Consider the following 25,467-nt stretch of genomic DNA (forward strand, 5'->3'; position numbering starts at 1 on the left):
TGTGCTTACGCCGCCCAACGTTTGACATGAGGGGCCGCCGTAGCGGCAACGCCGCGAAGGGAGCCTGCAAGCACAGCTTGCAGGCGGTCCCTCTCGACGGAATTGTTAGGCGTATACGGCATGCTCTTCTATCCTTGATCGAAGCTGAGGTAGTTAAGATTGCCGTTAACGACCCAGACGACACACCAAGTATTTACGTTGCTTTCATCAGTGAAGAGAAGCGTGTGCTCTAACGATATGGTGTCTTGAAACGCCTTTTTCTTGGCGTTAACAAAGTTGCAACTGTCACCATTTATATCGCTCGGTGTTTCATCATCACTCACAAGCCACGCGAAGTCTTCACCCCACTCTGGATTTAAAAGCACTTTCTTCGGCGGCTTCAAATTCAGCTTGGCAATAACCAATGACCAATCAGATGGAGTGAACTTGCAGCGGATAGCAAGCCTGTCATCGACGCCAATGCCCCCGCTATAGAAATTCAGTGAGTAGTCGAGCCCATTAGGTTCTGGATTAAAGCCCAAGACGTTCTTGATGATGCGGGTCGCCTTTTCTCTATCAGCATCGGAACTGTTGTAGCGGTAATCACCCCCATCATAGGGATGCATGTCAGTGTCTTTCATGGAGACGCCTAACGTGGAAGTGAGGGGCGCCCAGCCGTTAGGCGGAGCGTCCCTCTCGACTGAAGGGTTAGGCAAAGCACGATGGATAGTTTTTACTTCTTGCCACCGCCTGTCGGTGCATTACTGCGACCACCTCCCGATGGGTTGCCAGTACCGCTAGGCCAGCCGCCACCATTGCCTTGACCACGACCGCCGCCAGACGAGCTACCACCTTTACCGCCGCCAGCTCCACCGCCTTTACCTCCACCACTGCTTCCACCTTTACCTCCACCACCTGTAGCCATGATTGCTCCTTTTAGTCGTGAAATGCCGGATTCAGATTCCCGCTATCGGCCCGGCAAAACGATAGCGAGTGAATGATTCTTGTCGTGGGGGAACAGGCTCATGACAAATGGCCTAACGTTTGAATTGAGCGGCCTGCGCGGCTTTTCGCGCAGGTCCGCTCGAATGATGGGTTGGGCACCAGGTCACCGATGCTTCGCCAGGACAACTTCAATCGTGTGTTCAGCCGACTGGACACCCGCAGGATCAGTAGTTACCTTGTCCTTTAGCGCTATCTTTGCGCCATTCAGGGTACGGGGCGAAATTCCGTCCATGCTGATTCTGAGCTTCCCCTCTTGATCTTTGATCTTGAGGCTGGCCGTTGCCTCTTCAGCCCCCTGCGGTATTGCCTGAAAGTACCTCGACAGATATTCCCACAGTGCATCGTACGCAGTGGAAAGCGCCCAATCCAAAAGCCCGGTTTGCTGGAGAGCAACCAATATCGATACGTGCTGAGGCAACTCAGTAAGTTCAATGGCGGCCTTCATCATTGGCTCTGACAAATCTACCTCGTAACCAGCCGGATGGGCGGCACACCAAGCATCGTTACCGATCTTGAATTCCGCGTCGATGTACAGTTTATGCATCATGACTCCTGAAAGCGTGAGGGCGGTTTATGGTGCCCAACTTTGTTTTAGGGAGCAGTTTTGACGCATAACTTGGGCGCCTGCCTCCCTAACTTGGGGGCATCATATCGCCGGAAACTGTCACGCCTACAGGTTTTTGCGGGATTGGATTTGGAGGACATGGCTACTAAAAATCCGTAAAAAGTGGCAGGTCAGCACATTAGCATAAGCCCTCCTCAGGTGTCTGCTATGGGCAATTACAGCTAAGGTCTGCTCATGGCCGAGTGCTAACATTTGATGCCCGGTTCATGATCCTCAACTTTCACCGATTTCCCGAAGTTCCTTTCTCTTCGCGGCAAATAAAAAAGGGGCCTTTCGGCCCCTTCTGCTTGCTTATACCCCGACCAACTTTATGCGCTGATCTCCATGGCCGGGCCTCCCTTCCCTATTCCACGGTCACCGACTTGGCCAGGTTACGGGGCTTATCCACGTCCGTTCCCTTTACCAGGGCCGCGTGGTAGGCCAATAGCTGCAAGGGCACCACGTGGAGCAGAGGGGACAAGCGCCCCACGTACTCGGGCAGGCGCAGCAGGTGGAGGTTTTCCGAGGACTGGAAGCCGCTATCCCCATCCGCGAAAACGTAGAGTTCTCCGCCCCGGGCTTTGACTTCCTGGAGGTTGGATTTGAGCTTTTCCAGCAGGGCGTCGTTGGGGGCCACGGCAATGACCGGCATATCCCGATCCACCAGGGCCAGGGGGCCGTGCTTGAGTTCCCCGGCCGGATAGGCTTCGGCGTGGATGTAGGAAATTTCCTTGAGCTTGAGCGCCCCTTCCAGGGCAATGGGGTAATGGGCTCCTCGCCCCAGGAACAGGGCGTGCTGCTTCATGGCGAAGTGACCGGCCCATTCCTGAATCTGGGGTTCCAGGTCCAAGACCCGGCGCAGGGCTGTGGGCAGGTGGCGCAGGGCTTCCAGTTGGCGTGCTTCCTCTTCCTCCGGTAACCGCCCCCGGAGCTTGGCCAGGACCAGGGTGAGGAGGTAGAGGGCGGCCAGCTGGGTGGTAAAGGCCTTGGTGGAGGCCACGCCGATTTCTGGACCGGCCCGGGTGATAAAGCGCAGGGCACATTCCCGCACAATGGCGGATTCAGGCACGTTGCACACCGCCAGGGTCTTGGCTTGACCCAGGGACTTGGCATGGCGCAGGGCAGCCAAGGTGTCCGCCGTTTCCCCGGACTGGGAAATGGCGATGACCAACTGGTCCGGGTTCGGCACCGATTCCCGGTAGCGGTATTCGCTGGCCACTTCCACCGTACAGGGGAGACCGGCCATGGCCTCGATCCAGTAACGGGCGGTCATGCCCGCGTGACTGGAGGTGCCGCAGGCCAGGATGAGCACGGAGTGCACCTGGCTGAGCAAGCCTTCCGCCTCGGCGCCGAAGAGCCCGGGCTGGATCCGGCTAGCGCTGCCGATCATCTCCAGGGTGTTGGCCAGGGCGTCGGGCTGCTCGAAAATTTCCTTCTGCATGAAATGGCGGTAGGGCCCCAATTCCACCGCATCCGCAGACAGGGAGGATTGGGATTCGGCCCGTTCCACCGGGGTGCCGTCGGCCCGGCATACCCGCCAGCGACGCGGGGTCAGTTCGGCCACGTCCCCGTTATCCAGATAGACGATGCGCCGGGTCACCTGAAGCAGGGCGGAGGCGTCGGAAGCGGCGTAATTGCCCTGCTCCGACACCCCGAGAATAAGGGGAGAACCTTCCCGGGCCACCACGACCCGGCCCGGCTCATCCTCTTTCACCACCGCAATGGCGTAGGCGCCTTTTAGGCGCCGCACCGTGGCGCACACCGCCTTGAGTAAATCCGGTTCCTGCTTCAGGGTGTGGTGCAGCAGATGGGCGATGGTCTCCGTATCCGTTTCGGAGGTGAAGACGTAGCCCGCCGCCGTCAGTTCCTGACGCAGGGCCTCGTAGTTTTCGATAATGCCGTTATGCACCACCGCCAGCCCGCCGGAAACGTGGGGGTGGGCGTTGCGTTCGCAGGGCACCCCGTGGGTGGCCCAACGGGTATGGGCAATGCCCGTGGCCCCCCGGGCGCCAGCGGCTTCGGCCTTGGCGGCCAGCTGGGCGACCCGGCCCACGGCCCGCACCCGGGTCAGGCCCTGATCGATGACCGCTAGGCCGGCGGAGTCATAGCCCCGGTATTCCAGCTTGCGCAGGCCTTCCAGCAATACCGGAACCACATTGCCGTCAGCGGCGGCAGCCACAATCCCACACATGGCTTACTCTCCCCGATCCTGCTTTTGCTGTTCCATCTGGGCCTGATGCACGGCCCGCACGGCGAAATAGGGGCCGAAGGCATAAAGCGCTCCGGAGGCCACGGCCACCAGCAATAGGCCAATCATGAGCTGGCGGGCGGATTTGGCGAACTCGGTCCAGTGCTTCAGGGAGAAAATCAAAGAACCGGCCAGGGGCAGGCACAGGGTCAGGACCGCCCAGCGCCACCCGAAGGCGATGGAGGCGGGCACCGTGTCGATATAGCCGACCAGGAGCAGCATGGCCCCCACGGCAACGGTCAGGGCCACCACGGTGACAAACAGGGTGAAATAGATATCCATACTTACCTCTCAAACTTTCTTTTGCGGGCGTTGCCAGCCCGGAACGGCCAATTGCTTGGCACGGGAAATGGTCAGGGTATTCGGGGGCGCATCCTTGGTCAGGGTGGTGCCCGCCCCCAGGGTGGCACCCCGGCCCACGGTCACCGGTGCCACCAACTGGGTGTCCGAGCCGATGAAAGCATCGTCTTCGATCACCGTGCGGAATTTGTTCACCCCGTCGTAATTGCAGGTAATGGTACCCGCGCCAATATTCACCCGGGTGCCCACAGTGGCATCCCCCACATAGGCTAGGTGATTCGCCTTGGAGCCGGCCCCCAGGGTGGTGTTTTTCAGTTCCACGAAATTCCCCACATGGGCCCCGGCTTCCAGGGTAGTGCCGGGCCGCAGGCGGGCGTAGGGGCCCACCACCGCGTCTGGCCCCACCCGGGCACCGTCCAGATGGGAGAAGGCGGCAATGCGGGCTCCCGCCGCCACGGTGACATTTTTCAATACGCAGTAGGGGCCCACTTCCACCGCTTCTTCCAGCACCACCCGGCCTTCGAAGACGCAGCCCACGTCAATGCCCACATCCCGGCCGCAGACCAGTTCACCCCGCACATCCAGGCGGGCCGGATCGGCCAGACGCACCCCGGCTTCCAGCAACTGGGCCCCAATGCGCCCCTGGAGAATGCGTTCCAGCTCGGCCAGCTGGGTCTTGCTATTCACCCCCAGCACTTCCCAGGGGCCTTCCGGATGGGCTGTGCGCACCGGCACCCCCTGGGTCACCGCCAGACCGATCAGGTCGGTCAGATAGTATTCTCCCTGGGCGTTGTTATTGGAGAGGGCACCCAGCCAGTCGGCCAGATGGGCTGTGGGTATGGCCATAATGCCCGTATTCACTTCCCGGATGGCCCGCTGGGCGTCGCTGGCGTCTTTTTCTTCCACAATGGCGGTCACCTGCCCGGCAGGATTGCGCAGGATACGGCCGTAGCCCTGGGGGTTATCCAGGTCCACGGTGAGCACGGCCAGACCGTCTTGGGCTGCCGCCAGGAGGCGCTTCAGGGTGCTTTCCTGCACCAGGGGCACGTCTCCGTACAGCACCAGGGTATGGCTGCCCTGGCCCAGGTAGGGCAGGGCCTGCTGCACCGCATGGCCGGTGCCCAGTTGGGGGCTTTGCTCCCCGAATTGCACATCCGGGGCGGCTACGGCTTGGCGCACCACCTCGCCCCCGTGGCCCACCACCACGCAGAGGCTTTCCGGGGCCAAGGAACGGGCCGTATCCAGGACATGGCCCAGAAGGGGCTTGCCCGCCAAGGGATGGAGCACTTTGGGCAAATTGGAATGCATACGCTTGCCTTTACCGGCAGCGAGAATCACCACATTCATGAAAATATCCAGTTAAAGGAAACACCGCCCGGGACCGGGCGGTGGCGCGTCAATGCGAGTAAGGACAAGGGCTATCAGGCGCTTTTCTTTTCTTCCTGGCCCAGGATTTCCGCCAGCATCTGGCGGCCCTTGTTGGAAACAAACCAGTGGAGCACGTTCTTTTCGTTGATCCGGGTTTCGATAATCCCCTGGTTCTTGAGGATGGTCAGGCGCTGGCTGATCACGTCTCGGGCCAGGCCCGTCTTGTCTTCCAGGGCGGCCAGGTTGCCGTACACGTAGCAGTCGTCCGCCACGGCCCGGAGCAATTCCACATCATTATAGGAGAGGGCATCCTTGGGGTCCGGGCGGGGTTCCCGAACTTCCACCGGCTCTTTGACCGGGGCCGGCATCACCACCGGCTCGGGCTTACGCTCCTTGAGCTGGCGCACATCCCCCTTCACCTGATCCAACTGGGAGAGCAGCTTGTTAGCCATGTTTTCAAACAGGCGGCGGGAAGCCACCACGTAGAGAAGACAGAAACCGGCCACCACGAAGTAATCCACCGGGCGGGAACGGGCCCCCTCCAGCAGGGTGGAGGAAATCATATTGAGGAAAAGGGGGACGGTGAGAGCGGCCACCACCCCCAACACCGGGTACTTGAGCCCGTCGTTCCGCTCCCCGTCGTTTTGCCGGTCCCGCAGGAAATAATTGGCCAGGCCCCCCAGTATGCCCATGGCCACCAGAATGGCGCAGATGATCAGCAGGCTGATATCCAGGCCGCTGCTCGTCCCCATTTGTGTTGCCGTCTGCAAATCCATCTTTTCTGCCTCCCCGGATGAAGGTCGTAATATGCCACAGGGGACGGTCCCTGCCAAAACAAAACCCCGCACCAGGGCGGGGTTTTGTCGGTTAGGTACCTAAAGGCCTTAGCGGGGCAGCAGGGTTTTGCCGCCGTTCAGGAAAGCATCCACCGCCCGGGCGCATTGGCGCCCTTCCCGGATGGCCCAAACCACCAGGGATTGGCCCCGGCGCATGTCGCCAGCGGCAAACACCTTGGGCACGTTGGTGGCGTAGCAGCCTTCCCCTTCCGTGCTGGCAGCGATGTTGCCGCGCCGGTCCTTGTTCACCCCAAAAGCTTCCAGGATGGGGGAGATGGGATGGACAAAGCCCATGGCCAGGAGCACCAGATCCGCCTGCAATTCAAACTCAGAGCCGGGGACTTCCACCATCTTGCCGTCCTTCCATTCCACCCGCACCGCCTTCAGGGCCTTCACGTGGCCATTACCGTCGGTGACGAATTCCTTGGAAGCCACGGCAAATTCCCGCACGCAGCCTTCCTTGTGGGAAGAGGAGGTGCGCAGCTTGATGGGCCAGTAGGGCCAGGTCAGGGGCTTGTTTTCCTCTTCCGGCGGACGGGGCATCAATTCCAGCTGGGTGATGGACAGGGCGCCGTGACGGTTGGAGGTGCCGACGCAGTCGGAACCCGTGTCGCCACCACCGATAACCACCACGTGCTTGCCCTTAGCGGAAATGGGGTTAGCCCCATCCCCGGCCACTTCCTTATTCTGAGGAATGAGGAATTCCAGGGCGAAGTGGATACCGTCCAGTTCCCGACCCGGAATGGGCAGGTCCCGGGGCACTTCCGAGCCGCCAGACAACACCACCGCGTCGAAATCCTTCTTCAACTGTTCGGGGGTGACGAAATTGGAGGCATCGCAGGTGATCCCGGCGGGCACGGACTTGGCGCCCACCAGGGTATTGGTGCGGAAGCTCACCCCTTCGGCCTGCATCTGTTCCATGCGCCGATCGATCAGGCCTTTATCCAGCTTGAAGTCGGGGATGCCGTAACGCAGCAGACCGCCGACCCGGCCATTCTTTTCGAACACGGTCACATCATGACCGGCCCGGGCCAGTTGCTGGGCGGCCGCCAGCCCGGCGGGGCCGGAACCGACCACGGCCACTTTCTTGCCGGACTTGATCACCGGGGCCTGGGGCTTGACCCAGCCCTTCTCCCACGCCTTATCGATGATGGCGTGTTCGATGGACTTGATCCCCACGGGATCGCAGTTGATGCCCAGGGTGCAGGCGGCCTCGCAAGGCGCCGGGCAGATACGGCCGGTGAATTCGGGGAAATTATTGGTGGAATGGAGGACCGTAATGGCCTTCTCCCACTCGCCCCGATACACCAGGTCATTCCAGTCCGGAATGATGTTGTTCACCGGGCATCCGTTATTGCAGAACGGAATACCGCAGTCCATACACCGGGCCCCCTGAATGGTGGCTTGTTCATCGGTCAGGTGACCAACGAACTCCTTGTAGTTCTTCACCCGTTCTTCAATCGGCGCGTAGGACTCGGATTGACGGGGGAATTCCTTGAAACCGGTAGGCTTGCCCATTTACACGGCCTCCTGTTGCTTTTGTTGCTGGGCAACGATTTCCGTCAGCGCACGACGGTATTCGTTAGGCATGACTTTGACGAACTTGGCCCGGTAATTGGCCCAGTCGTCCAGGATTTGCTTGGCACGGGGCGAACCGGTGGCCGCCAGATGGCTTTCCACCAGCCCCTTGAGCAGGGCTTCGTCGGACATGGCCAGATGGCGCACATCCACCTTGCCGTGGCCGGAGAGGTCGCTGCAGGCGCCCAGGGCGGGAGCGGACTTTTCGTCCTTAACCCCGTCCAGGGAAACCTGGGCCAGATTACAACGGCTTTCGAAGTCCCCGTCCTCATCCAGCACAAAGGCTACGCCGCCGGACATCCCGGCCGCGAAGTTACGGCCGGTCTGACCCAGCACGACCACCGTACCACCGGTCATGTATTCGCAGCCGTGGTCGCCCACCCCTTCCACCACCGCAGTGGCACCGGAGTTACGCACGCAGAACCGTTCCCCGGCCACCCCGTTGAAGAACACCTCGCCGTCGATGGCGCCGTAAAGCACCGTATTGCCGACAATGATGTTTTCCGTGGAAGTGCCCCGGAAGCTTTCCGGCGACTTGATGATGATGCGACCACCGGACAGGCCCTTGCCTACGTAGTCATTGCCTTCGCCCACCAGCTCGAAGGTAATGCCCTTGGAGAGGAAAGCGCCGAAGCTCTGACCCGCGGTGCCGCTCAACTTCACCTGGATGGTGTTGTCGGGCAGACCGGCGTAGCCGTAGCGGCGGGCCACTTCCCCGCCCAACATGGCACCCACGGTGCGGTTCACGTTTCGGATCGGGGTTTCGATGACCACCTTCTCGCCCTTTTCCAGGGCCGGCTTGGCGGCCTGGATCAGGGTGTTGTCCAGGGCCTTGCCCAGGGCATGGTCTTGGGTTTCCCGATGCAGCCGGGCCACATCGGCGCTCACCGGCGGCATGTAGAAGATGCTGGAGTAATCCAGACCCTTGGCCTTCCAGTGATCCACACCGGCCTTCATGTCCAGCAGGTCAGCCCGCCCGATCATGTCGTCCAGTTTGCGGATACCCATGGAGGCCATGAGTTCCCGCACTTCTTCGGCAACGAAGAAGAAGTAGTTCACCACATGTTCCGGCTGGCCGGAGAAACGGCGGCGCAGTTCCGGATCCTGGGTCGCCACGCCCACCGGGCAGGTGTTCAGGTGGCACTTACGCATCATGATGCAGCCTTCCACCACCAGGGGAGCGGTGGCGAAGCCGAATTCATCAGCCCCCAGCAGGGCACCGATGACCACGTCCCGACCGGTCTTCATCTGACCGTCCACCTGGACCCGGATGCGGCCGCGCAAGCGGTTCAGCACCAGGGTCTGCTGGGTTTCGGCCAGGCCCAGTTCCCAGGGCGCACCAGCGTGCTTGATGGAGGACAGGGGAGAAGCCCCGGTGCCGCCGTCATGGCCGGAGATCACCAGGTGATCGGCCTTGGCTTTGGACACCCCGGCAGCCACCGTACCCACGCCCACTTCGGACACCAGCTTGACGGAGACGGACGCCATGGGATTGACGTTCTTCAGGTCGTGGATCAGCTGGGCCAAGTCCTCGATGGAGTAGATGTCGTGGTGGGGCGGGGGCGAAATCAGGCCGACACCCGGCACGGAGTGGCGCAGGAAACCGATGTATTCGGAAACCTTGTGACCGGGAAGCTGACCGCCTTCACCCGGCTTGGCGCCTTGGGCCATCTTGATCTGGATTTGGTCCGCATTGACCAGGTATTCGGAGGTCACCCCGAAGCGGCCGGAGGCCACCTGTTTAATGGCGGAGCGGAGGGAATCCCCTTCCTTCAGTTCCAGATCCCGTTCGATACGACCGGCACCGATGATTTCGGACAGCTTCTGCCCGGCCTTCACCGGCTTGAAGCGGTTCGCATCTTCGCCCCCTTCCCCGGTATTGGACTTGCCGCCAATCCGGTTCATGGCCACGGCCAGGGTGGTGTGGGCTTCCGTAGAGATGGAGCCCAGGGACATGGCACCGGTCGCAAAGCGCTTGACGATGTCCTTGGCGGATTCCACTTCTTCCAGGGCGACGGGGGGGCCCGCCGGCTTGATATCAAACAGACCGCGCAAGGTCATGTGACGCTTGCTCTGGTCGTTGATGATCTTGGCGTATTCCTTGTAGGTGTCGTACTTGCCGCTGCGGGTGGAATGTTGCAGCTTGGCAATGGCGTCCGGCGTCCACATGTGTTCTTCGCCGCGGATGCGGAAGGCGTAGTCGCCCCCTGCGTCCAGAGCATTGGCCAGCACCGGGTCCGGGCTGTAAGCGCCACGGTGGATGCGCAGGGCTTCCTCCGCCACTTCCTTCAGGCCGATGCCTTCCACCTGGGTGGCGGTACCGGTGAAGAAACGCTTCACGAACTCGGTGGAAAGACCGATGGCCTCGAAAATCTGGGCGCCACAGTAGGACTGGTAGGTCGAAATGCCCATCTTGGACATGACCTTACGCAGGCCCTTGTTCACCGCCTTGATGAAATGCTTTTGGGCATCGTAGGCAGTCACATTGCCGGGCAGCTGGGCCGCCAGATCGGCCAGGGTGTCCATGGTCAGCCAGGGGCAAACCGCTTCCGCGCCGTAACCGGCCAGGAGGGCGAAGTGGTGGGTTTCCTTGGCGGCCCCCGTATCCACCACCAGGCCGGTGGAAGTGCGCAGGCCCTTCTTCACCAGGTGATGATGGACGGCGGAGGTAGCCAGCAGGGCAGGAATGGCCACCCGGTCCCGACTCACGGAACGGTCGGAGAGGATCAGCACATTGAAGCCGGCCACCACACTCTTTTCCGCTTCGGCGCAGACCTTTTCCAGGGCCTTATCACAGCCTTCCGCCCCTTCGGCGGCGGGCCAGGTGATATCCAGCACTACGGACTTGTAACGGCCCGAGGTAGAACGGTCGATAGCGCGCAGCTTGGCCATATCCGCATTGGTCAGCACCGGTTGGTGCACTTCCAGACGGATCGGCGGGCAGGTTTCTTCCTCCCCCAGCAGATTGGGCTTGGGCCCAATGAAGCTGGTCAGGGACATGACGATCTCTTCCCGGATGGGGTCGATCGGCGGATTGGTCACCTGGGCAAAAAGCTGCTTGAAATAGTTGAAGAGGGGCTTGTTCTTGTCAGACAGCACGGGCAGGGAGGAATCATTGCCCATGGAGCCCGTGGCTTCTTCACCCTTTTCAGCCATGGGCTTGAGGATGAATTTCAGGTCTTCCTGGGTGAAACCGAAGGCCTGTTGCACGTCCAGCAGGGAATCATAGCGGGGAGGCAGTTCGCCACCGGCTTCCGGCAGTTCGCCCAGGAAGTAGCGGGATTGCTCGATCCACTGACGGTAAGGCTTGGCGGCGGCCAGGGATTGCTTCAGTTCCTGGTCATCGATAATGCGGCCTTGTTCCAGGTCGATGAGGAACATCTTCCCGGGCTGGAGACGCCATTTCTTGACGATCTTTTCTTGGGGGAAAGTCAGCACCCCCATTTCGGAGGCCATCAGCACCACGTCGTCTTCCGTTACCAAATAACGGGCGGGACGCAGGCCATTCCGGTCCAGGGTGGCGCCAATTTGACGACCGTCGGTGAAGGCCACGGCGGCGGGGCCATCCCAGGGTTCCATCAGGGCGGCATGGTATTCGTAGAAGGCGCGCCGTTCTTCGTCCATGAGGGGATTGCCGGCCCAGGCTTCCGGGATCAGCATCATCATGGCATGGGCTAGGCTGTAGCCGCCCATGGTCAGCAATTCCAGGGCATTGTCGAAACAAGCGGAATCGGACTGACCTTCCTGGATCAGGGGCCAGAGCTTATCCAGATCCTCAGCCAGCCACTTGGATTCCATGGCCTTTTGCCGGGCCTTCATCCAGTTCACGTTGCCCCGGACGGTGTTGATTTCACCGTTGTGGGCAATCATTCGGAACGGATGGGACAAATCCCAGGTGGGGAAGGTGTTGGTGGAGAAGCGTTGGTGCACCAAAGCCAGGGCGGAAACGCAACGGGGGTCCTCCAGGTCGGAGAAGTATTCACCCACCTGATGAGCCAGCAGCAAGCCCTTGTAAACAATGGTCCGGGAAGACAGGGACGGAATATAGAACTGGCTGCCGTCATCCAGCTTGAGCTTGCGCACCGCATGTTCGACCCGCTTGCGGATCACGAACAGCTTGCGTTCAAAGCCGTCCTGGTCCGCCACATTGGCGCCCTTGCCGATGAAGACTTGGCGCACCACGGGCTCGGAATCCTTGGCGGCCTGGGCCAGCCCCTGGTTGTTCCGGGGCACATCCCGCCAGCCGAGGAAAACCTGACCTTCTTCATGAACAATCCGGGCGACGGCGGACTCGCAGGCCAGCCGACCGTTGTCGGACTGGGGCAGGAAGATGTTGCCGCAGGCGTAGCTGCCGAACTCGGGCAGGGTAATGCCCAGTTTGGCCGCCTCGGGACGCAGCAGGGCGTCGGGCAGCTGCAGCAAAATCCCGGCCCCGTCCCCCAGCAGAGGGTCGTAACCGGTCGCGCCACGGTGATCCAGATTTTTCAGGATCTCCAGACCCTGTTCAACGATCCCGTGGCTCTTTTGGTTTTTGATATGGGCCACGAAACCGACGCCGCAGGCGTCCTGTTCGTTGACCGGATCGTACAGGCCCTGCCGTTCGGGGACGGCCCCACCTGGGACAACACTATCCATCACGCTAGAGTCCTCGTTCAAAAATGCCGACCGCATGGACACGGGGGCGGCAAAAAAGCCGGTGCGTGGACACCGGCTTTTATCGTTACAAATTTAAAGGGCAACTGCGGACTATAGCGCGAACGCCACGCCCCATCAAGCCCCTCTTTCTTAAGCGCTTTCACCGCTCACCACCGCAAAAATCCGTTGATGCTCCCGCATGGCATAGCGGTCCGTCATCCCCGCCACATAATCCGCTACCGCCCGGGGCCCATCCTCTTTGGCCATTTGCTGATACTGGGGCGGCAGCAGACGGACGTCATCCAGAAATACCCGGAACAGGTCCCGGATAATGCCCTTGGCCTTGGTGGTCATGCGCAGCACCTGGTAGTGCTGATACAGGTTGCGCCGCAGGAACTGCTTCATCGCCTGCTGGGAAGCTGCCATGGCGGCACCAAAGCCCACCATGGGCGGCGCCTGGCGCACCTCCGCCGGACTGGTTGCCCCCAGCTGATCCAGATTGCGCCGGGTGGTTTCCACCAGATCGGTCACCAGGGCATTAATCATGCGCCGGGTGGTTTCATGGAGACAGCGGCGGACAGCCAGATCGGGGTACCTGGCCCGCACTTCCCGGAAGAAGTCAGAAAAAAGACCGACCCCTTCCAGCTGCTCCACCGTGATCAGCCCAGAACGCAGGCCGTCATCTACATCATGGTTGTTGTAGGCAATTTCATCCGCCAGATTGCACACTTGGGCTTCCAGGGACGGACTGCCCCCTTCCAGAAAACGGCGCCCCACTTCCCCCAACTGACGGGCGTTTTCCTGGGAACAGTGCTTGATAATGCCTTCCCGGGTTTCGAAACACAGATTCAGGCCAGAAAATTCCGCATAGCGGTCTTCCAGCAAATCCACAATGCGCAGGGACTGGAGGTTGTGCTCGAAGCCGCCCCAACGGGCCATACAGTCATTCAGGGCTTCCTGGCCCGCGTGGCCGAAGGGGGTGTGACCCAGGTCGTGGGCCAGGGAAATGGCTTCCACCAAATCCTCATTGAGGTCCAGGGCCCGGGCAATGCCCCGGGCGATTTGGGCCACCTCCAGGCTGTGGGTAAGGCGGGTGCGAAACAGATCCCCCTCATGGTTCACAAAGACCTGGGTCTTGTATTCCAGACGGCGAAAAGCGGTGGAATGGACAATCCGATCCCGGTCCCGCTGGAATTCACTGCGATAGGACGGGGCCGGCTCGGGCCATTGACGCCCCCCACTCGTTGCTTCGGACACGGCGCAGGGACGTAGATTCATGACTCGCCCCTAATGGTCCGAGCGGCTGCGGATGGCGGCGAGAATCTGCTCCGGCGTCGCCTGATCGCTCACCACCCCATGACCTAAGCCCTGGAGCAACACTAGGCGCAGGTGACCATCCTGCACTTTTTTGTCGTGGCGCATGAGGGGCAGGTACTGGTCCGCCGTCATGGCGGCAGGCCCCCGCACGGGCAGCCCGGCCTGGGTCAACAGAGCCTCCACACGAGCCACGTCAGCCTGGGACAGCCAGCCCAGCTGGTAGGACAAATCCACGGCCATCATGGTACCCGCCGCCACCGCCTCTCCGTGGAGCCAGACCCCGTACCCCATACCCGCCTCGATAGCGTGGCCGAAGGTGTGCCCCAGGTTAAGCAGGGCCCGCTCCCCCCCTTCCCGTTCGTCCCGAGCCACCACTTCCGCCTTGTTTTCACAGGAACGGCGCACGGCCTCGGCCAGCAGGGATTTGTCCCGGGCCAGCAAGCCCGCCATATGGGCTTCCAGCCAAGCGAGGAAAGGCAGGTCCCGGATCAGGCCATATTTGATCACTTCCGCCAGTCCGGCCCGCAGTTCTTGGTCCGGCAGGGTATCCAGGGTATCCAGGTCGGCCAGTACCAGCTTGGGCTGGTGGAAAGCCCCGATCATATTCTTGCCCAAGGGGTGGTTGATGGCGGTCTTCCCCCCCACGGAGGAATCCACCTGGGCCAGCAAGGTGGTGGGCACCTGAATGAACGGCGCCCCCCGTTGGTAGCAGGCAGCGGCAAAGCCGGTCATGTCCCCCACCACCCCGCCCCCCAGGGCCAGAATCGGGGTAGAACGCTCGCAGTTGTGGCCGAGCAGACCGTCAAAAATTTGATTGAGGGTTTCCCAGTTTTTGAATTGTTCCCCGTCTGGCAGCACGACGGGGATCACCTTCTTACCCGCCCCCTCCAGCAAGGCGGTAAGCCGAGCCAGGTAAAGGGGCGCCACGGTTTCATTGGAAACCGCCGCCACCCGGCGGCCCGGCACATAGGGATCCAACCAGTCCGACTGGTCCAGCAAGCCACAACCGATCCAGATCGGATAGGAGCGTTGCCCCAACGCCACGTTCAATACCGTAGGATTCATGGGAATCGTCTCGTAAATTCCTTGGTCAGCAGATTAACCGTACCTGCTGCCGAATGCTTGGCCCCATCCACCACAAAATCCGCCACTTCCCGGTACAGGGGATCTCGCAGGGCGAGGAGATCCCGAAGCTTCTGCAACGGGTCTTGCACCTGAAGCAGGGGCCGGTTGCGGTCATTTTTAGTCCGTTCAAACAGCAGATGGGGGGGCGCACTTAGATAGACCACCCAGCCGTTGCGCTGCAAACAGGCTCGGTTCTCCGGGCTCATCACCACACCACCGCCCGTCGCCATCACCAGCCCCGTGCACCGGGCCAAATCCGCCACTACCAGCTCTTCCCGACGCCGGAAGCCCCCTTCTCCCTCGATTTCAAAAATCACCGGAATGGGCACTCCCGTACGGGCTTCGATTTCCTGGTCCACATCCACGAATGTCAGCCCCAGCCGCTTGGCCAAGAGCCGCCCCACCGTCGTCTTCCCGGCCCCCATGAGGCCTACCAGAAAAATATTGTGTCGATTCGCTTTCACGGCGGAATTCTAGCAGCAAAAAGGCCGGCAGAAGCCGGCCTTTTTAGGAGGTGAAGGGGGGGGATCAGCGCAAGGCCAGATTATCCGATACGATTTTCGGCGTAATAAAGACCATCAACTCTGTCTTGCTGTAATCCGTCTTGGTATTGCGGAACAGAAAGCCAACATAAGGCAAATCCCCGAGGAAAGGAATGCGGCTAACCGTCTTAGTATCGGATTCTTCATAAATACCGCCGATAACCACGGTACCGCCATTATCCACCAGAATATCGGTCTTAATATGCTTTGTCTTAATCGCTACCGCACCAGCCACACTTGTGGTATCTGGTTCATCCTTATTGATATCCAATGCCATGATAACCCGGCCATCCGGCGTGATCTGAGGACGCACCTTCAAAGACAAATTAGCTTTTTTAAATTGCACAGCCGTAGCACCGGAACTAGTAGCCTGCTGATAAGGAATTTCCGTACCTTGCTCGATTACCGCTTCAGCTTGATCAGACGTCATTACCCGGGGACTGGAAACCACTTTCCCTTTCCCATCTTGCTCCAGAGCAGAAATTTCCAAATTCAGGAATTTAGTTGCCGACGGATTAAATAAAGTCAAAGAGAACGCTCCGGCCTCAGTTCCATTAATCGACGACGCAGGCAAATTAACGCTTGTAGCGCTGTCGTTTGTAGAGACCCCACTAGTCAAAAAAGAAGGTTTATCAGATAACTGACCAGTCAAATACGCATTACTGTTTATCGTACCAATGCTAGATTGAATACGATTAGATCGTGTTGCTTTTTGCCCTGCATCAGTAACCCCCAGACGAGCCCCCAAATTTTTAGCGAAATCATCGCTAGCGATAACTATTCTAGCCTCAATCAATACCTGTCGCACCGGCACATCTACCTTAGCAATTATTTTCCGCAATTCTTCTAACCGCGCAGGCGTATCTTGGATAAATAAGGTATTGGTACGCTCGTCAATAACTGCGCTACCTCGTTTTGAAAGAATCCGCTGTTTGTCGTCAGTCAGAATCTTTTGGAAAGCTTCCGCCTTTTGATAATTGAGCTGGAAAGTTTCTGTGCGCAAAGGCTCAACGTCGCTGATCTGCTGAAGCGCCTGCATTTCCATTTCTTCTTTTTTCATCAGCTCGTCCTTAGGCGCCACGAGCAACACGTTACCACGCTTCCGCTTGTCCAAGCCCCCCTTCTCCAGAATCAGATCAAACGCTTGATCCCAGGGAACATCTTGCAAGCGCAAGCTGATAGAGCCCTGCACCGAGTCGGACATAACTACGTTATAGCCAAACTCTTCACCCAATGTCTGCAGCAATTGTTTAATGGGGGTATTCTGAATATTCAAAGAAATCTTATCTCCGGAATACTCCGCCGCACTATTTCCCTTGGTTAATTTATTAGGGTCTTGCACCGCTTTATGCAGTTCGATAATGAATTGATTATCCGCTTGATAAGCTTGGTGCTCCCAGTCACCCCCCGCTTTCACCACAAGATGCACATTCCCTTTTTCCCGGGAAACCAGGAAAGAATTTACCGGCGTTCCAAAATCCGTGACATCAAAGCGTTTGAGCAAATCGCCCGGCAAGGTCACGCCTTGGAAATCGGCCACCAAATCACGCCCTTGACGACGCACATCCACACCAACGGACGGATCGCTCAGGTCCACCAATATCCGGCCTTCCCCACTTTTACCCCGACGGAAACTAATGTCTTTAATGGAGTGGGTAGTTTTCGCATATACGGTAGGAGCGAAATGGGCAGGGGCCTCAGCATAATTAATAGCCGCTTGTACAACTTTCAAGGCCACAACGACGGCATTCCCCTCGACACGGGTATCGTAGCTGGCATTCTGGGAAAGATTGAGGACCACCCGGGTCCGGTTACCCACCTGGACCGCGTTAACACTTTTCAGCAATCCGGAAGACATTTGCTGGGCAGGCTTACCCAGGCCGTTGGCCACCCCCACGAAATCCAGGGCAATACGGGCCGGATTGGCTACGCTAAAGCTGTTGGGCGGCGTTGCAATCGCTTCCTTGAAATTCAACCGCAGGGTTACCGTATCCCCGGTCGTTGCCAGATTGACGCTTTCCAGGGTATTGGGGAGGTTATCATCCGCCACCGCACCCAGGACGACCCCCAGGGTTAACACCGCCCCCACGACCCAGCGCAGGATTTTATTAATACCCGTCATTTACCCGTCTCCTTATCCTGCAGCTGCAAAGAGCTTACACGTTCGCTCCAGTCCCCGGAGGTGTCCTGGACCAATTCACGAAGCTTTATTTCCGTCTCAGAAATGGATGTCACAATACCGAAGTCTTGGCCCAAGTAATTACCCACTTTTACCTGGAACAGAGCACCGTTTGCCAACACCATGGCATAGGGCACTTTGCCGCGATGTAAAAAACCCACATATTGGAGAGAATCCAGGGGATAGGCTTCCAATGGCTCCTTTGGCCGATTGAAATCAGGACGCATGCCGCCCCCACCTAATTCCCGGCCCTTTTCCAGTTTTATGTCATTAAACGGATCGGTCATCCCTGCCGCATCATAAGCAATAGGCACATAGGGATTGACTTGGGGCAACGGGGGAATTTTTCCCCGAAGATTTTGTTCCGAACTACGCATCCATTCTTTTATATCGTCATGGTTACCGCCACCACAAGCATTTAAGCCAAGCAGCACCAAGAAACAGAGGCCAAATAAACGCATCATTTTTTCTTGCCCCCCGCCGCTTTTGCCGCTTTTTTCTGTTCGGCAACTTCTTCTTCGTCCAGGTAGCGGAAAGTCTTGGCTGTTGCCTCCATCACCAACGGTCCGCCGCCTTTGGCACCGGTTTTACCATCTGGTGCGACAATACTGATGTTGTTCAGGGTAACGATACGGGAGAGTTTCCCCACATCTTCTGCAAATGCACCGAAATCATGGTAATTCCCGGTGAGCCGGATAGCGACCGGAAGCTCCGCATAGAAGTCCTTCAAGGCTTCCTGTCCGGGACGGAATAGATCAAAGGTCAGGCCCCGACCGATACCGGCCTGATTGATTTCGCTCAGGAGGGCATCCACTTCCGATTTATTGGGCAGCTGCTTCAGCAGGTTGCCAAAGGACCGGTCTATTTCATTAAGCTGTTCGGTGTACAAATCCAGATTGATGGCTTGACGCTTTTTATTCAGATACTCATCCCGCAGCTGCTGCTCTTCCTGCTGCTTGGTGCTCAGCTCGCTTAACTGGTCACTCCAGAAGAACCACCATCCGCCAGCCAGCACAAAAAGGAAAATGGCCACCAGCAAGGCCATACGGGGATAGAGCGGCCAAGCACCAATGTCATTGGGATTCAGCCCCCTGAACTCATTGGCAATGGTCTGAAAATCCAGATCTTTAAGTGATAAACGCCCCATTTTCATGGTTTAGCCCCCTTGGGCGGAGCCGGGGGAATAGGAGAAACTCCACCTTCTTTTCCTTCACCCCCGACGGTTCTGGTCACCGTCACCGTCATAGAAAACTCATTCAAGCGCTTCTTATTGACGTCCACCGCCTTGATTTCGATGAGATTAGGCTTCTCCAGCCACGGAGAAGCCTCCAGGTTGCGCATGAACACGGACACCTTGGCATTGGACTGGGTAAAGCCATCCAGGCTGACCTGCTGCCCGTCCTGTTTCATGGATTTCAGATAAACCCCATCGGGCGTCAGCTTCACCAGTTCGCTTAAGAGACGCACAGAATCGGAGCGATCCTGCTGCAAAGACTCGATAATATTTTTCCGCGCTAACAGTGCTTGGGTCTGATTCTTCAGTTCCTTGATTTGGGCAATCTGCTTATCCAGGCCGCTGATCTCCTTTTTCAGGAACTGGTTTTTGCTGTCCTGAGCACCGATGTATTCACCGATAGCCGAATACACCAGAACGACCAGCAGGGCAGCCAGGATAGCGACCCCCCCGGCCATGGTGTAGAACTGCTGGCGCCTAGCTTTGCGTTGCTCTTCCCGGTAGGGGAGCAGGTTGATACGAATCATGCGTCGAACCTCCGCAGCGCCAAACCGCAGGCCACCATCAAGGAGGAGGCATCCGCCACCAGGCTTCTCGCCCGCACCCGGTCCGAAACCGCCATTCCGGCAAAAGGATTGGCCACGATGGTATTCACCTGAGTCTTTGTGGCCACGACCTCGTCAACCCCCGGAATCACCGCACACCCACCCGCCAGGACAATGTGATCTACCTGATTGAACTGGGTCGAGGTAAAGAAGAATTGCAAGGAACGGGAGACCTCAAGGGCCAGGTTTTCCACAAAGGGCCGGAGCAGTTCCGATTCAAAATTGTCCGGCAAGGAATTGGCCCGCTTGGCGGCCTCCGCCTCCTCGTAGCTCATGCCATATTGCCGGGCGGCTTCCTGGGTCAGCTGACTCCCCCCGAAGGCCTGCTCCTTGGTATAAACCTGCAGCCCATTGCGCAGCACCGTGAGATTGGTGGCGTTCGCCCCCACGTCGATCAGGGCAATCACCTGATCTTTGCCCTGATCTGGCAGCTGGCTGAGCACCAAATCAAAAGCGGCCAGGGTGGCAAAATTTTCCACATCCATAACCAGAGGCTTGAGTCCTGCCGCCTCGGCCACCGCCACCCGGTCTTCCACCTTTTCCTTACGGGAAGCGGCAATCAGCACCTCCACCTCATCCGGGGAGGAAGGGGCGGCCCCAACGACCTGGAAGTCCAGATTCACTTCTTCCAGAGGGAAAGGGATGTATTGGTTGGCCTCGGACTCAACCATCACCTCCATTTCCTCCTCCCGCTGGCCGGAAGGGAGAATGATTTTCTTGGTGATGACGGATGCGGCAGGCAAAGCCAGGGCCACGTTGCGGGTGGTGGTGGCCATGCGTTTCCAGGCGCGCCGCACCGACTCGGAGGCTTCTTCCAAATTGATGATATTGCCGTCCGCGACCACGTCTTTGGACAGCACTTCGATGGTGTAGCGCTCTACGCGATACCCATCTTTCCCATTTCCCGACAGCTCCACCATCTTGACTGCGGAGGAGCTGATATCCACACCGATTAACGGCTTGGACTTGGGATTGAAAATAGAAAGGTCGAGCTGCAAAACAAGCCCCCCGCAAAAATCCCTGAAAAAATTTATAGTTAGGGAATATACGTATAATTCACTTTAGATGCTAGCAACAACCATAAGACCTGTAAAGCGATTCTACCGGCGCCCCTACGCCAGCTTATAATGCGCCATCCTTCCCCCTGGGGCTGCCGTCTTGTCTAATAACACCCGCTGGATACTCTATCCTTTCCTGGGCCTTCTCGGCCTAATGGTTTTCGGCATCGCCGTTATCGGTCTGATTGCCGTCTTTGCCTATCCCAACCTGCCGTCCCTGGACGTGCTTACCGATTACCGGCCCAAGGAACCCCTCCGGGTCTATACCGCCGACGGCTACCTGATCGGCGAATTCGGCGAAGAACGCCGCGCCGTGGTACGCATTCAGGATGTGCCCCCCATCATGAAAGAAGCCATCCTGGCGGCAGAAGATGAACGCTTCTACCAGCACGGCGGAGTGGACACCATGGGAGTGCTGCGGGCGGCGGGCGCCAACCTGATCAGTGGCGGCAAGCGTCAGGGGGCTTCCACCATCACCATGCAGGTGGCCCGGAACTTCTTCCTCTCCAGTGAAAAGACCCTTTCCCGCAAGCTCTATGAAGTGCTCCTATCCCTGAAGATTGAGCACAACCTGAGCAAGGATCAGATTCTTCAGCTCTACATCAACCAGATTTACCTGGGTCAACGGGCCTACGGCTTCGGCTCCGCCGCCCAGATTTATTTCGGCAAACCCCTCCAGGAATTGACCGTGGCGGAAGCGGCCATGCTGGCCGGGCTACCCAAAGCCCCTTCTTCCTACAACCCGGTGATCAATCCCAAGCGGGCCCGGCTGCGCCAGGAATATGTGCTGCGCCGCATGCATGAACTTCACTTCATCGACGACAAACAATATGGGGAGGCCCTGAAGCAGCCCCTGGTGGTCAAGCACGATGCCAACACCTTTGCCGTCCATGCGGACTACGTGGCGGAAATGGCCCGGCAGATCGCCGCCGCCCGCTTCCCCAACGACGTCTATACCCGGGGCCTGAAGGTGTACACCACCATCCTCAAGGACGACCAGGAAGCGGCCTACACTTCGGTGCGTAAGGGGGTCATGGACTACGACCGGCGCCATGGCTACCGGGGGGCGGAAGCCTATGTGGACATGAGCGACGTCAGTTCGGACCAGGACGATGAACTGGAAGACCTGCTCCAGGACTACAACGACGCGGACAATCTCCAGGCGGCCCTGGTGCTCCAGGCCGGGCCCAAGGCGGTGCGGGTCTACCGGCGCAACGGGGAAATCATCACCCTCTCCGGAGATGCCATAAAATTTGCCGCCAAGATGCTGGACGACAAGGCCCCCGCCAACAAGCGGCTGCGCCGGGGCGCCATCATCCGGCTGATCCAGGACGACAAGGGCAATTTCCAGATTTCCCAATTGCCGGAAGTGGAATCCGCCTTCGTTTCCGTGGATCCCAAGGACGGCGCTATCCGGGCCCTGGTGGGCGGGTTTGACTACAACCGAAACAAGTTCAACCACATCACCCAGGCCTGGCGTCAGCCCGGCTCCAGCTTCAAGCCCTTCATCTACTCGGCGGCCATGGAAAAGGGCTTCACCCCTGATTCCGTAGTGGATGACGCCCCCATCACCATTCCCTCGGCGTCCACCGGCAGCACCCCCTGGTCGCCCCATAACTACGACAACAAGTACGAAGGCCCCATGAGCCTGCGCCGGGCCCTGGCCAAGTCCAAGAACATGGTCTCCATTCGGCTGCTCCAGGCCATCGGCACCCAGTACGCCCAGGACTACATCACCCACTTCGGCTTTGACGCCGCCCGCCACCCCCCCTACCTGACCATGGCCCTGGGGGCCGGCTCCGTCACCCCCTGGCAGATGGTTACCGCCTACACGGTGTTCGCCAGTGGCGGCTACAAGCTGCAGCCCTATGTGGTGAAGAACATTGTGGATGAATCGGGCAAGGTGCTCGCCCAGGCCCAGCCCATCCAGGCCGGGGATGAGGAGCATCGGGCCATCGACGCCCGCAACGCCTATCTGATGGATTCCATGCTGCGGGACGTAGCCACCTATGGGACGGGGGCCAGGGCTTCTGCCACATTGAAACGCCACGATCTGGCGGGCAAAACTGGGACCACCAACGAATACGTGGATGCCTGGTTCTGCGGCTACCAGAAAACCGTGGTGGGTTGCGCCTGGATCGGCTTCGATCAGCCCCGTAAGCTGGGAGGCGGGGAAACCGGCGGCACCGCCGCCCTGCCCATCTGGATCGGCTATATGCAGCAGGCCCTGAAAAACGTCCCCGAAGCCTATATGCCCGTGCCGGAAGGTATGAGCAGCGGCAGCAGTAGCAACTCGGATGACAAGGACGGCAACGGCGGAGGCGCCCCTGGCGACTCCCCCACCGATGCCACGGACGACAGCGCCAAGCCTACGGACTAGGCCGGGCGCCGCCCCATCAGAAAGGAAGGCTCATGCAGAAAGTACTTATCATCGCCCACGGCGCTCCCTACGGCAGCGAACGGATGCTCTCCGCCCTGCGTCTGGCCACGGCCCTCACCGGTCAGGAGCCTGCCCCGGCGGTCAAGCTGTTCCTCATGTCCGACGCCGTGGTCACCGGCCTGGCAACCCAGGTGCCTGCTTCCGCCGGAGGCGGGCTGCGGGAAATGGTGGAAGGCCTGACGGCAGCCCGGGTCCCCATCAAACTCTGTCGTACCTGCGCCCAAGCCAGGGGAATCCACGAACTACCCCTGATCGCCGGGGTGGAAATCGGCACCCTGCCCGAACTGGCCCAATGGACTCTGGAGGCGGACAAGGTCATTACCTTCTGAAGCGCCCTAGCGCCAAGAACGTCACAAAAAAAGGGAGGATCAAGCCTCCCTTTTTTATTGCAGCGCCACCGGACTCCCGGCCTGCTCGGAAACCAGGCGGGAGAGTTTGGCGAACAACTCCTCCCCATCCCGGGTATCCAGCCAGCGCTCCCCGTCCCGCCGGAAGTGGAAGCCCCCGGAGCGGGCCGCCACCCAAATCTCCTGGGCAATGGCATGGCGGTTAATAATCATCTTGGAGCCGTCCTCGAATTCCACCTCTAGAACGCCGCCGGCCCCCAATTCATAATCCAACTCCGCCCCGGAATTTTCCAGGCCGTCCTGGATTCGCTCCAGAGTCGCCTCCGCCAGGGCGTTAAACTCGCTCTCATTCATGCTGAAATCCTTGTGCTACCATGCGCGTTTTGCAACCGTGAATCGCCTCCGCGAACCCACCATGCGCCGTCTGCTCTCCCTGCTGGGAATTTCCGCCGTCGTCGCCCTGGCCGGTTGCGGTACCCGGGGTCCCCTGGTACTGCCGCCCCGCCCCGGCGCTACGCCAGCGCCGACCAGCCCCAGCACCCCACTGCCGTCCCATGTTAGCACGGACGACGACTACAACCCCTGAATCGACCACCATGACTCCCTTCGCCTATCGGGCGGGTGAGCTGCACGCGGAAGACGTGCCCCTTTCCCGCATCGCCGAAGAATTCGGCACTCCCTGTTACGTCTATTCCCGGGCCGCCCTGACGGCCTCCTACCGGGAATTCCAGGAAGCCCTGGCCGCCCATCCGGCGGGCCGGGACGGCCTAGTGTGCTTTGCGGTCAAGGCCAATTCCAACCTGGGAGTGCTGTCCCTCTTCGCCCGTCTGGGTGCGGGGTTTGACATCGTCTCCGGCGGCGAGTTGCGCCGGGTCTTGGCCGCCGGGGCGGATGCGGGCAAGGTGGTGTTCTCCGGCGTGGGCAAGACCGAAGGGGAAATGGCCCAGGCCTTGAACGCCGGTATTTTCTGCTTCAACGTGGAATCCGCTCCCGAGCTGGAACGGCTCAACGGGGTAGCCCTGCGCCTGGGCAAGCGGGCCCCGGTAAGCCTGCGGGTCAATCCCAATGTGGATGCCCACACCCACCCCTATATTTCCACCGGTCTGCGCCAGAACAAGTTCGGCGTGGCCTATGAGGACGCCCTGGCCCTCTACCGTCAGGCCGCCGCCCTGCCCGGCCTGAACGTTACCGGCATCGACTGCCACATCGGCTCCCAGCTCCTGGACCCCAGCCCCTTTGCGGAAGCCCTGGACAAGGTGCTGGCCCTGGTGGATCAGCTGGCCGCCTCCGGCATTACCCTGCACCATATCGACCTGGGCGGTGGCCTGGGCATCCGTTACGGAGAAGCGGGGGAAGGGGAAGCCCCCCGGGTGCTGGACTACCTCACCCCCCTGCTGCAAAAGCTGGAAGGACGGGGCCTGCGGGTCATCCTGGAGCCGGGACGGCGCCTGGTGGGCAACGCCGGGCTGCTCCTGACCCGGGTGGAATACGTGAAGACCGGGGAAGAAAAGAACTTCGCCATTGTGGACGGGGCCATGAACGACCTGATGCGCCCGGCCCTCTACGAGGCCTACCACGACATCCAGGCCGTCAAGCCCCGGGGAGAAGCCCCGGAAGTTTATGACGTGGTGGGGCCCATCTGCGAATCCGGGGATTTCCTCGGCCGGGAACGGGAACTGTCCGTAGGGGGCGGCGACCTGCTGGCCATCCTTTCCGCCGGGGCCTACGGCTCTTCCATGAGCTCCAACTACAATTCCCGCCCCCGGGCCGCCGAGGTTATGGTGGAAGGGGAACGGGTGCACCTGGTCCGCCACCGGGAAAAGGTGGAAGACCTCTACGCCAGCGAAATCCCCCTGCCCCGGGAATAAGCCCGGCAAGCCCCCGGCGCCAGCCGGGTTACCTCCCAGGAAGGGGCGCACCATCAGGTAAGCGCCCCTTTTTCCGTTGAAGGGGCGCGAAACGGCGGGGGCTTTCTGGAATATCCCCTCCCAGGAGACTTTTGCTGCGGAGTTTCCTGGGAGGATTCTTTTTCCCCCTTGTGTGCTGAAGCTTTGCTACCAGCCAGCA

21 protein-coding genes are annotated in these 25,467 nt (G+C 59.6%); 4 read left to right on the forward strand and 17 right to left on the reverse strand.

The features are described from left to right. Nucleotides 1-128: 128 nt before the first annotated feature. The 16 genes from Azoinq_RS05500 to Azoinq_RS05575 all read right to left on the reverse strand — a co-directional run bounded on the left by Azoinq_RS05500 (nt 129) and on the right by Azoinq_RS05575 (nt 20,502). Complete coding sequence (locus tag Azoinq_RS05500) at nt 129-620, reverse strand: hypothetical protein (protein WP_216131315.1); 492 nt, start codon at nt 618-620, stop codon at nt 129-131. 467 nt (nt 621-1,087) lie between these two features. Continuing rightward, nucleotides 1,088-1,531, reverse strand: a complete 444-nt coding sequence (locus Azoinq_RS05505) for a hypothetical protein (RefSeq protein WP_216131312.1) — start codon at nt 1,529-1,531, stop codon at nt 1,088-1,090. Nucleotides 1,532-1,952: 421 nt separating this feature from the next. After that, nucleotides 1,953-3,779, reverse strand: coding sequence for a glutamine--fructose-6-phosphate transaminase (isomerizing) (gene glmS, locus Azoinq_RS05510; RefSeq protein WP_216131309.1), 1,827 nt, complete (start codon nt 3,777-3,779; stop codon nt 1,953-1,955). Nucleotides 3,780-3,782: 3 nt separating this feature from the next. Further along, a complete protein-coding gene (locus Azoinq_RS05515) occupies nt 3,783-4,118 on the reverse strand; it encodes a hypothetical protein (protein ID WP_216131306.1) in 336 nt (111 codons plus the stop codon). Between the two features lie 9 nt (nt 4,119-4,127). Continuing rightward, nucleotides 4,128-5,483 carry a bifunctional UDP-N-acetylglucosamine diphosphorylase/glucosamine-1-phosphate N-acetyltransferase GlmU gene (gene glmU / locus Azoinq_RS05520; protein WP_216131303.1) on the reverse strand — a complete coding sequence of 452 codons (1,356 nt, stop codon included), beginning with the start codon at nt 5,481-5,483 and terminating at the stop codon, nt 4,128-4,130. 74 nt (nt 5,484-5,557) lie between these two features. Continuing rightward, nucleotides 5,558-6,256, reverse strand: a complete 699-nt coding sequence (locus Azoinq_RS05525; RefSeq protein WP_232368568.1) for a YEATS-associated helix-containing protein — start codon at nt 6,254-6,256, stop codon at nt 5,558-5,560. Between the two features lie 132 nt (nt 6,257-6,388). Continuing rightward, the gene (locus Azoinq_RS05530) at nt 6,389-7,858 is read right to left on the reverse strand and encodes a glutamate synthase subunit beta (protein WP_216131298.1); all 1,470 of its coding nucleotides are present in this window, start codon (nt 7,856-7,858) and stop codon (nt 6,389-6,391) included. Then, entirely contained in the window at nt 7,859-12,553 is a 4,695-nt protein-coding gene (gltB, locus tag Azoinq_RS05535; RefSeq protein WP_216131295.1) for a glutamate synthase large subunit, read from the reverse strand. A 150-nt stretch (nt 12,554-12,703) separates the two neighbouring features. Next, nucleotides 12,704-13,831: a deoxyguanosinetriphosphate triphosphohydrolase gene (locus tag Azoinq_RS05540; RefSeq protein ID WP_216131292.1), complete on the reverse strand. Its 1,128-nt coding sequence runs from the start codon at nt 13,829-13,831 to the stop codon at nt 12,704-12,706. 9 nt (nt 13,832-13,840) lie between these two features. After that, nucleotides 13,841-14,935, reverse strand: a complete 1,095-nt coding sequence (gene aroB, locus Azoinq_RS05545) for a 3-dehydroquinate synthase (RefSeq protein ID WP_216131289.1) — start codon at nt 14,933-14,935, stop codon at nt 13,841-13,843. Beyond that, a complete protein-coding gene (locus Azoinq_RS05550) occupies nt 14,932-15,420 on the reverse strand; it encodes a shikimate kinase (RefSeq protein WP_408627113.1) in 489 nt (162 codons plus the stop codon). Before Azoinq_RS05550 ends, aroB begins: the two co-directional genes overlap by 4 nt. 103 nt (nt 15,421-15,523) lie before the next feature. Further along, on the reverse strand, nt 15,524-17,659 hold the full coding sequence (gene pilQ, locus Azoinq_RS05555; protein ID WP_216131283.1) for a type IV pilus secretin family protein: 2,136 nt from the start codon (nt 17,657-17,659) through the stop codon (nt 15,524-15,526). Beyond that, entirely contained in the window at nt 17,656-18,180 is a 525-nt protein-coding gene (locus Azoinq_RS05560) for a pilus assembly protein PilP (RefSeq protein WP_216131280.1), read from the reverse strand. Before Azoinq_RS05560 ends, pilQ begins: the two co-directional genes overlap by 4 nt. After that, nucleotides 18,177-18,869 (reverse strand): type IV pilus inner membrane component PilO, encoded by a 693-nt coding sequence (locus Azoinq_RS05565; protein ID WP_216131277.1) that lies wholly within the window; start codon nt 18,867-18,869, stop codon nt 18,177-18,179. Before Azoinq_RS05565 ends, Azoinq_RS05560 begins: the two co-directional genes overlap by 4 nt. Continuing rightward, nucleotides 18,866-19,477: a PilN domain-containing protein gene (locus Azoinq_RS05570; RefSeq protein ID WP_216131274.1), complete on the reverse strand. Its 612-nt coding sequence runs from the start codon at nt 19,475-19,477 to the stop codon at nt 18,866-18,868. The genes Azoinq_RS05565 and Azoinq_RS05570 overlap by 4 nt, the downstream gene beginning before the upstream one ends. Next, nucleotides 19,474-20,502, reverse strand: coding sequence for a pilus assembly protein PilM (locus Azoinq_RS05575; RefSeq protein ID WP_408627104.1), 1,029 nt, complete (start codon nt 20,500-20,502; stop codon nt 19,474-19,476). The genes Azoinq_RS05570 and Azoinq_RS05575 overlap by 4 nt, the downstream gene beginning before the upstream one ends. Nucleotides 20,503-20,767: 265 nt before the next feature. Between Azoinq_RS05575 and Azoinq_RS05580 the strand changes: the two genes are divergently transcribed. Continuing rightward, complete coding sequence (locus Azoinq_RS05580) at nt 20,768-22,993, forward strand: penicillin-binding protein 1A (protein WP_216132185.1); 2,226 nt, start codon at nt 20,768-20,770, stop codon at nt 22,991-22,993. Between the two features lie 32 nt (nt 22,994-23,025). Then, nucleotides 23,026-23,382 carry a DsrE/DsrF/TusD sulfur relay family protein gene (locus tag Azoinq_RS05585; protein ID WP_216131268.1) on the forward strand — a complete coding sequence of 119 codons (357 nt, stop codon included), beginning with the start codon at nt 23,026-23,028 and terminating at the stop codon, nt 23,380-23,382. Nucleotides 23,383-23,436: 54 nt separating this feature from the next. Here Azoinq_RS05585 and cyaY read toward each other — a convergent pair whose 3' ends face one another. Then, the gene (gene cyaY / locus Azoinq_RS05590; RefSeq protein ID WP_216131265.1) at nt 23,437-23,754 is read right to left on the reverse strand and encodes an iron donor protein CyaY; all 318 of its coding nucleotides are present in this window, start codon (nt 23,752-23,754) and stop codon (nt 23,437-23,439) included. 37 nt (nt 23,755-23,791) lie between these two features. Between cyaY and lptM the strand changes: the two genes are divergently transcribed. Both lptM and lysA read left to right on the forward strand, forming a co-directional pair. After that, nucleotides 23,792-23,986, forward strand: a complete 195-nt coding sequence (gene lptM, locus Azoinq_RS05595; RefSeq protein WP_216131262.1) for an LPS translocon maturation chaperone LptM — start codon at nt 23,792-23,794, stop codon at nt 23,984-23,986. A 10-nt stretch (nt 23,987-23,996) separates the two neighbouring features. After that, on the forward strand, nt 23,997-25,268 hold the full coding sequence (gene lysA / locus Azoinq_RS05600) for a diaminopimelate decarboxylase (RefSeq protein WP_216131258.1): 1,272 nt from the start codon (nt 23,997-23,999) through the stop codon (nt 25,266-25,268). Nucleotides 25,269-25,467: the final 199 nt, after the last annotated feature.

Source organism: Azospira inquinata (assembly GCF_018905915.1).
Lineage (GTDB): Bacteria > Pseudomonadota > Gammaproteobacteria > Burkholderiales > Rhodocyclaceae > Azospira > Azospira inquinata.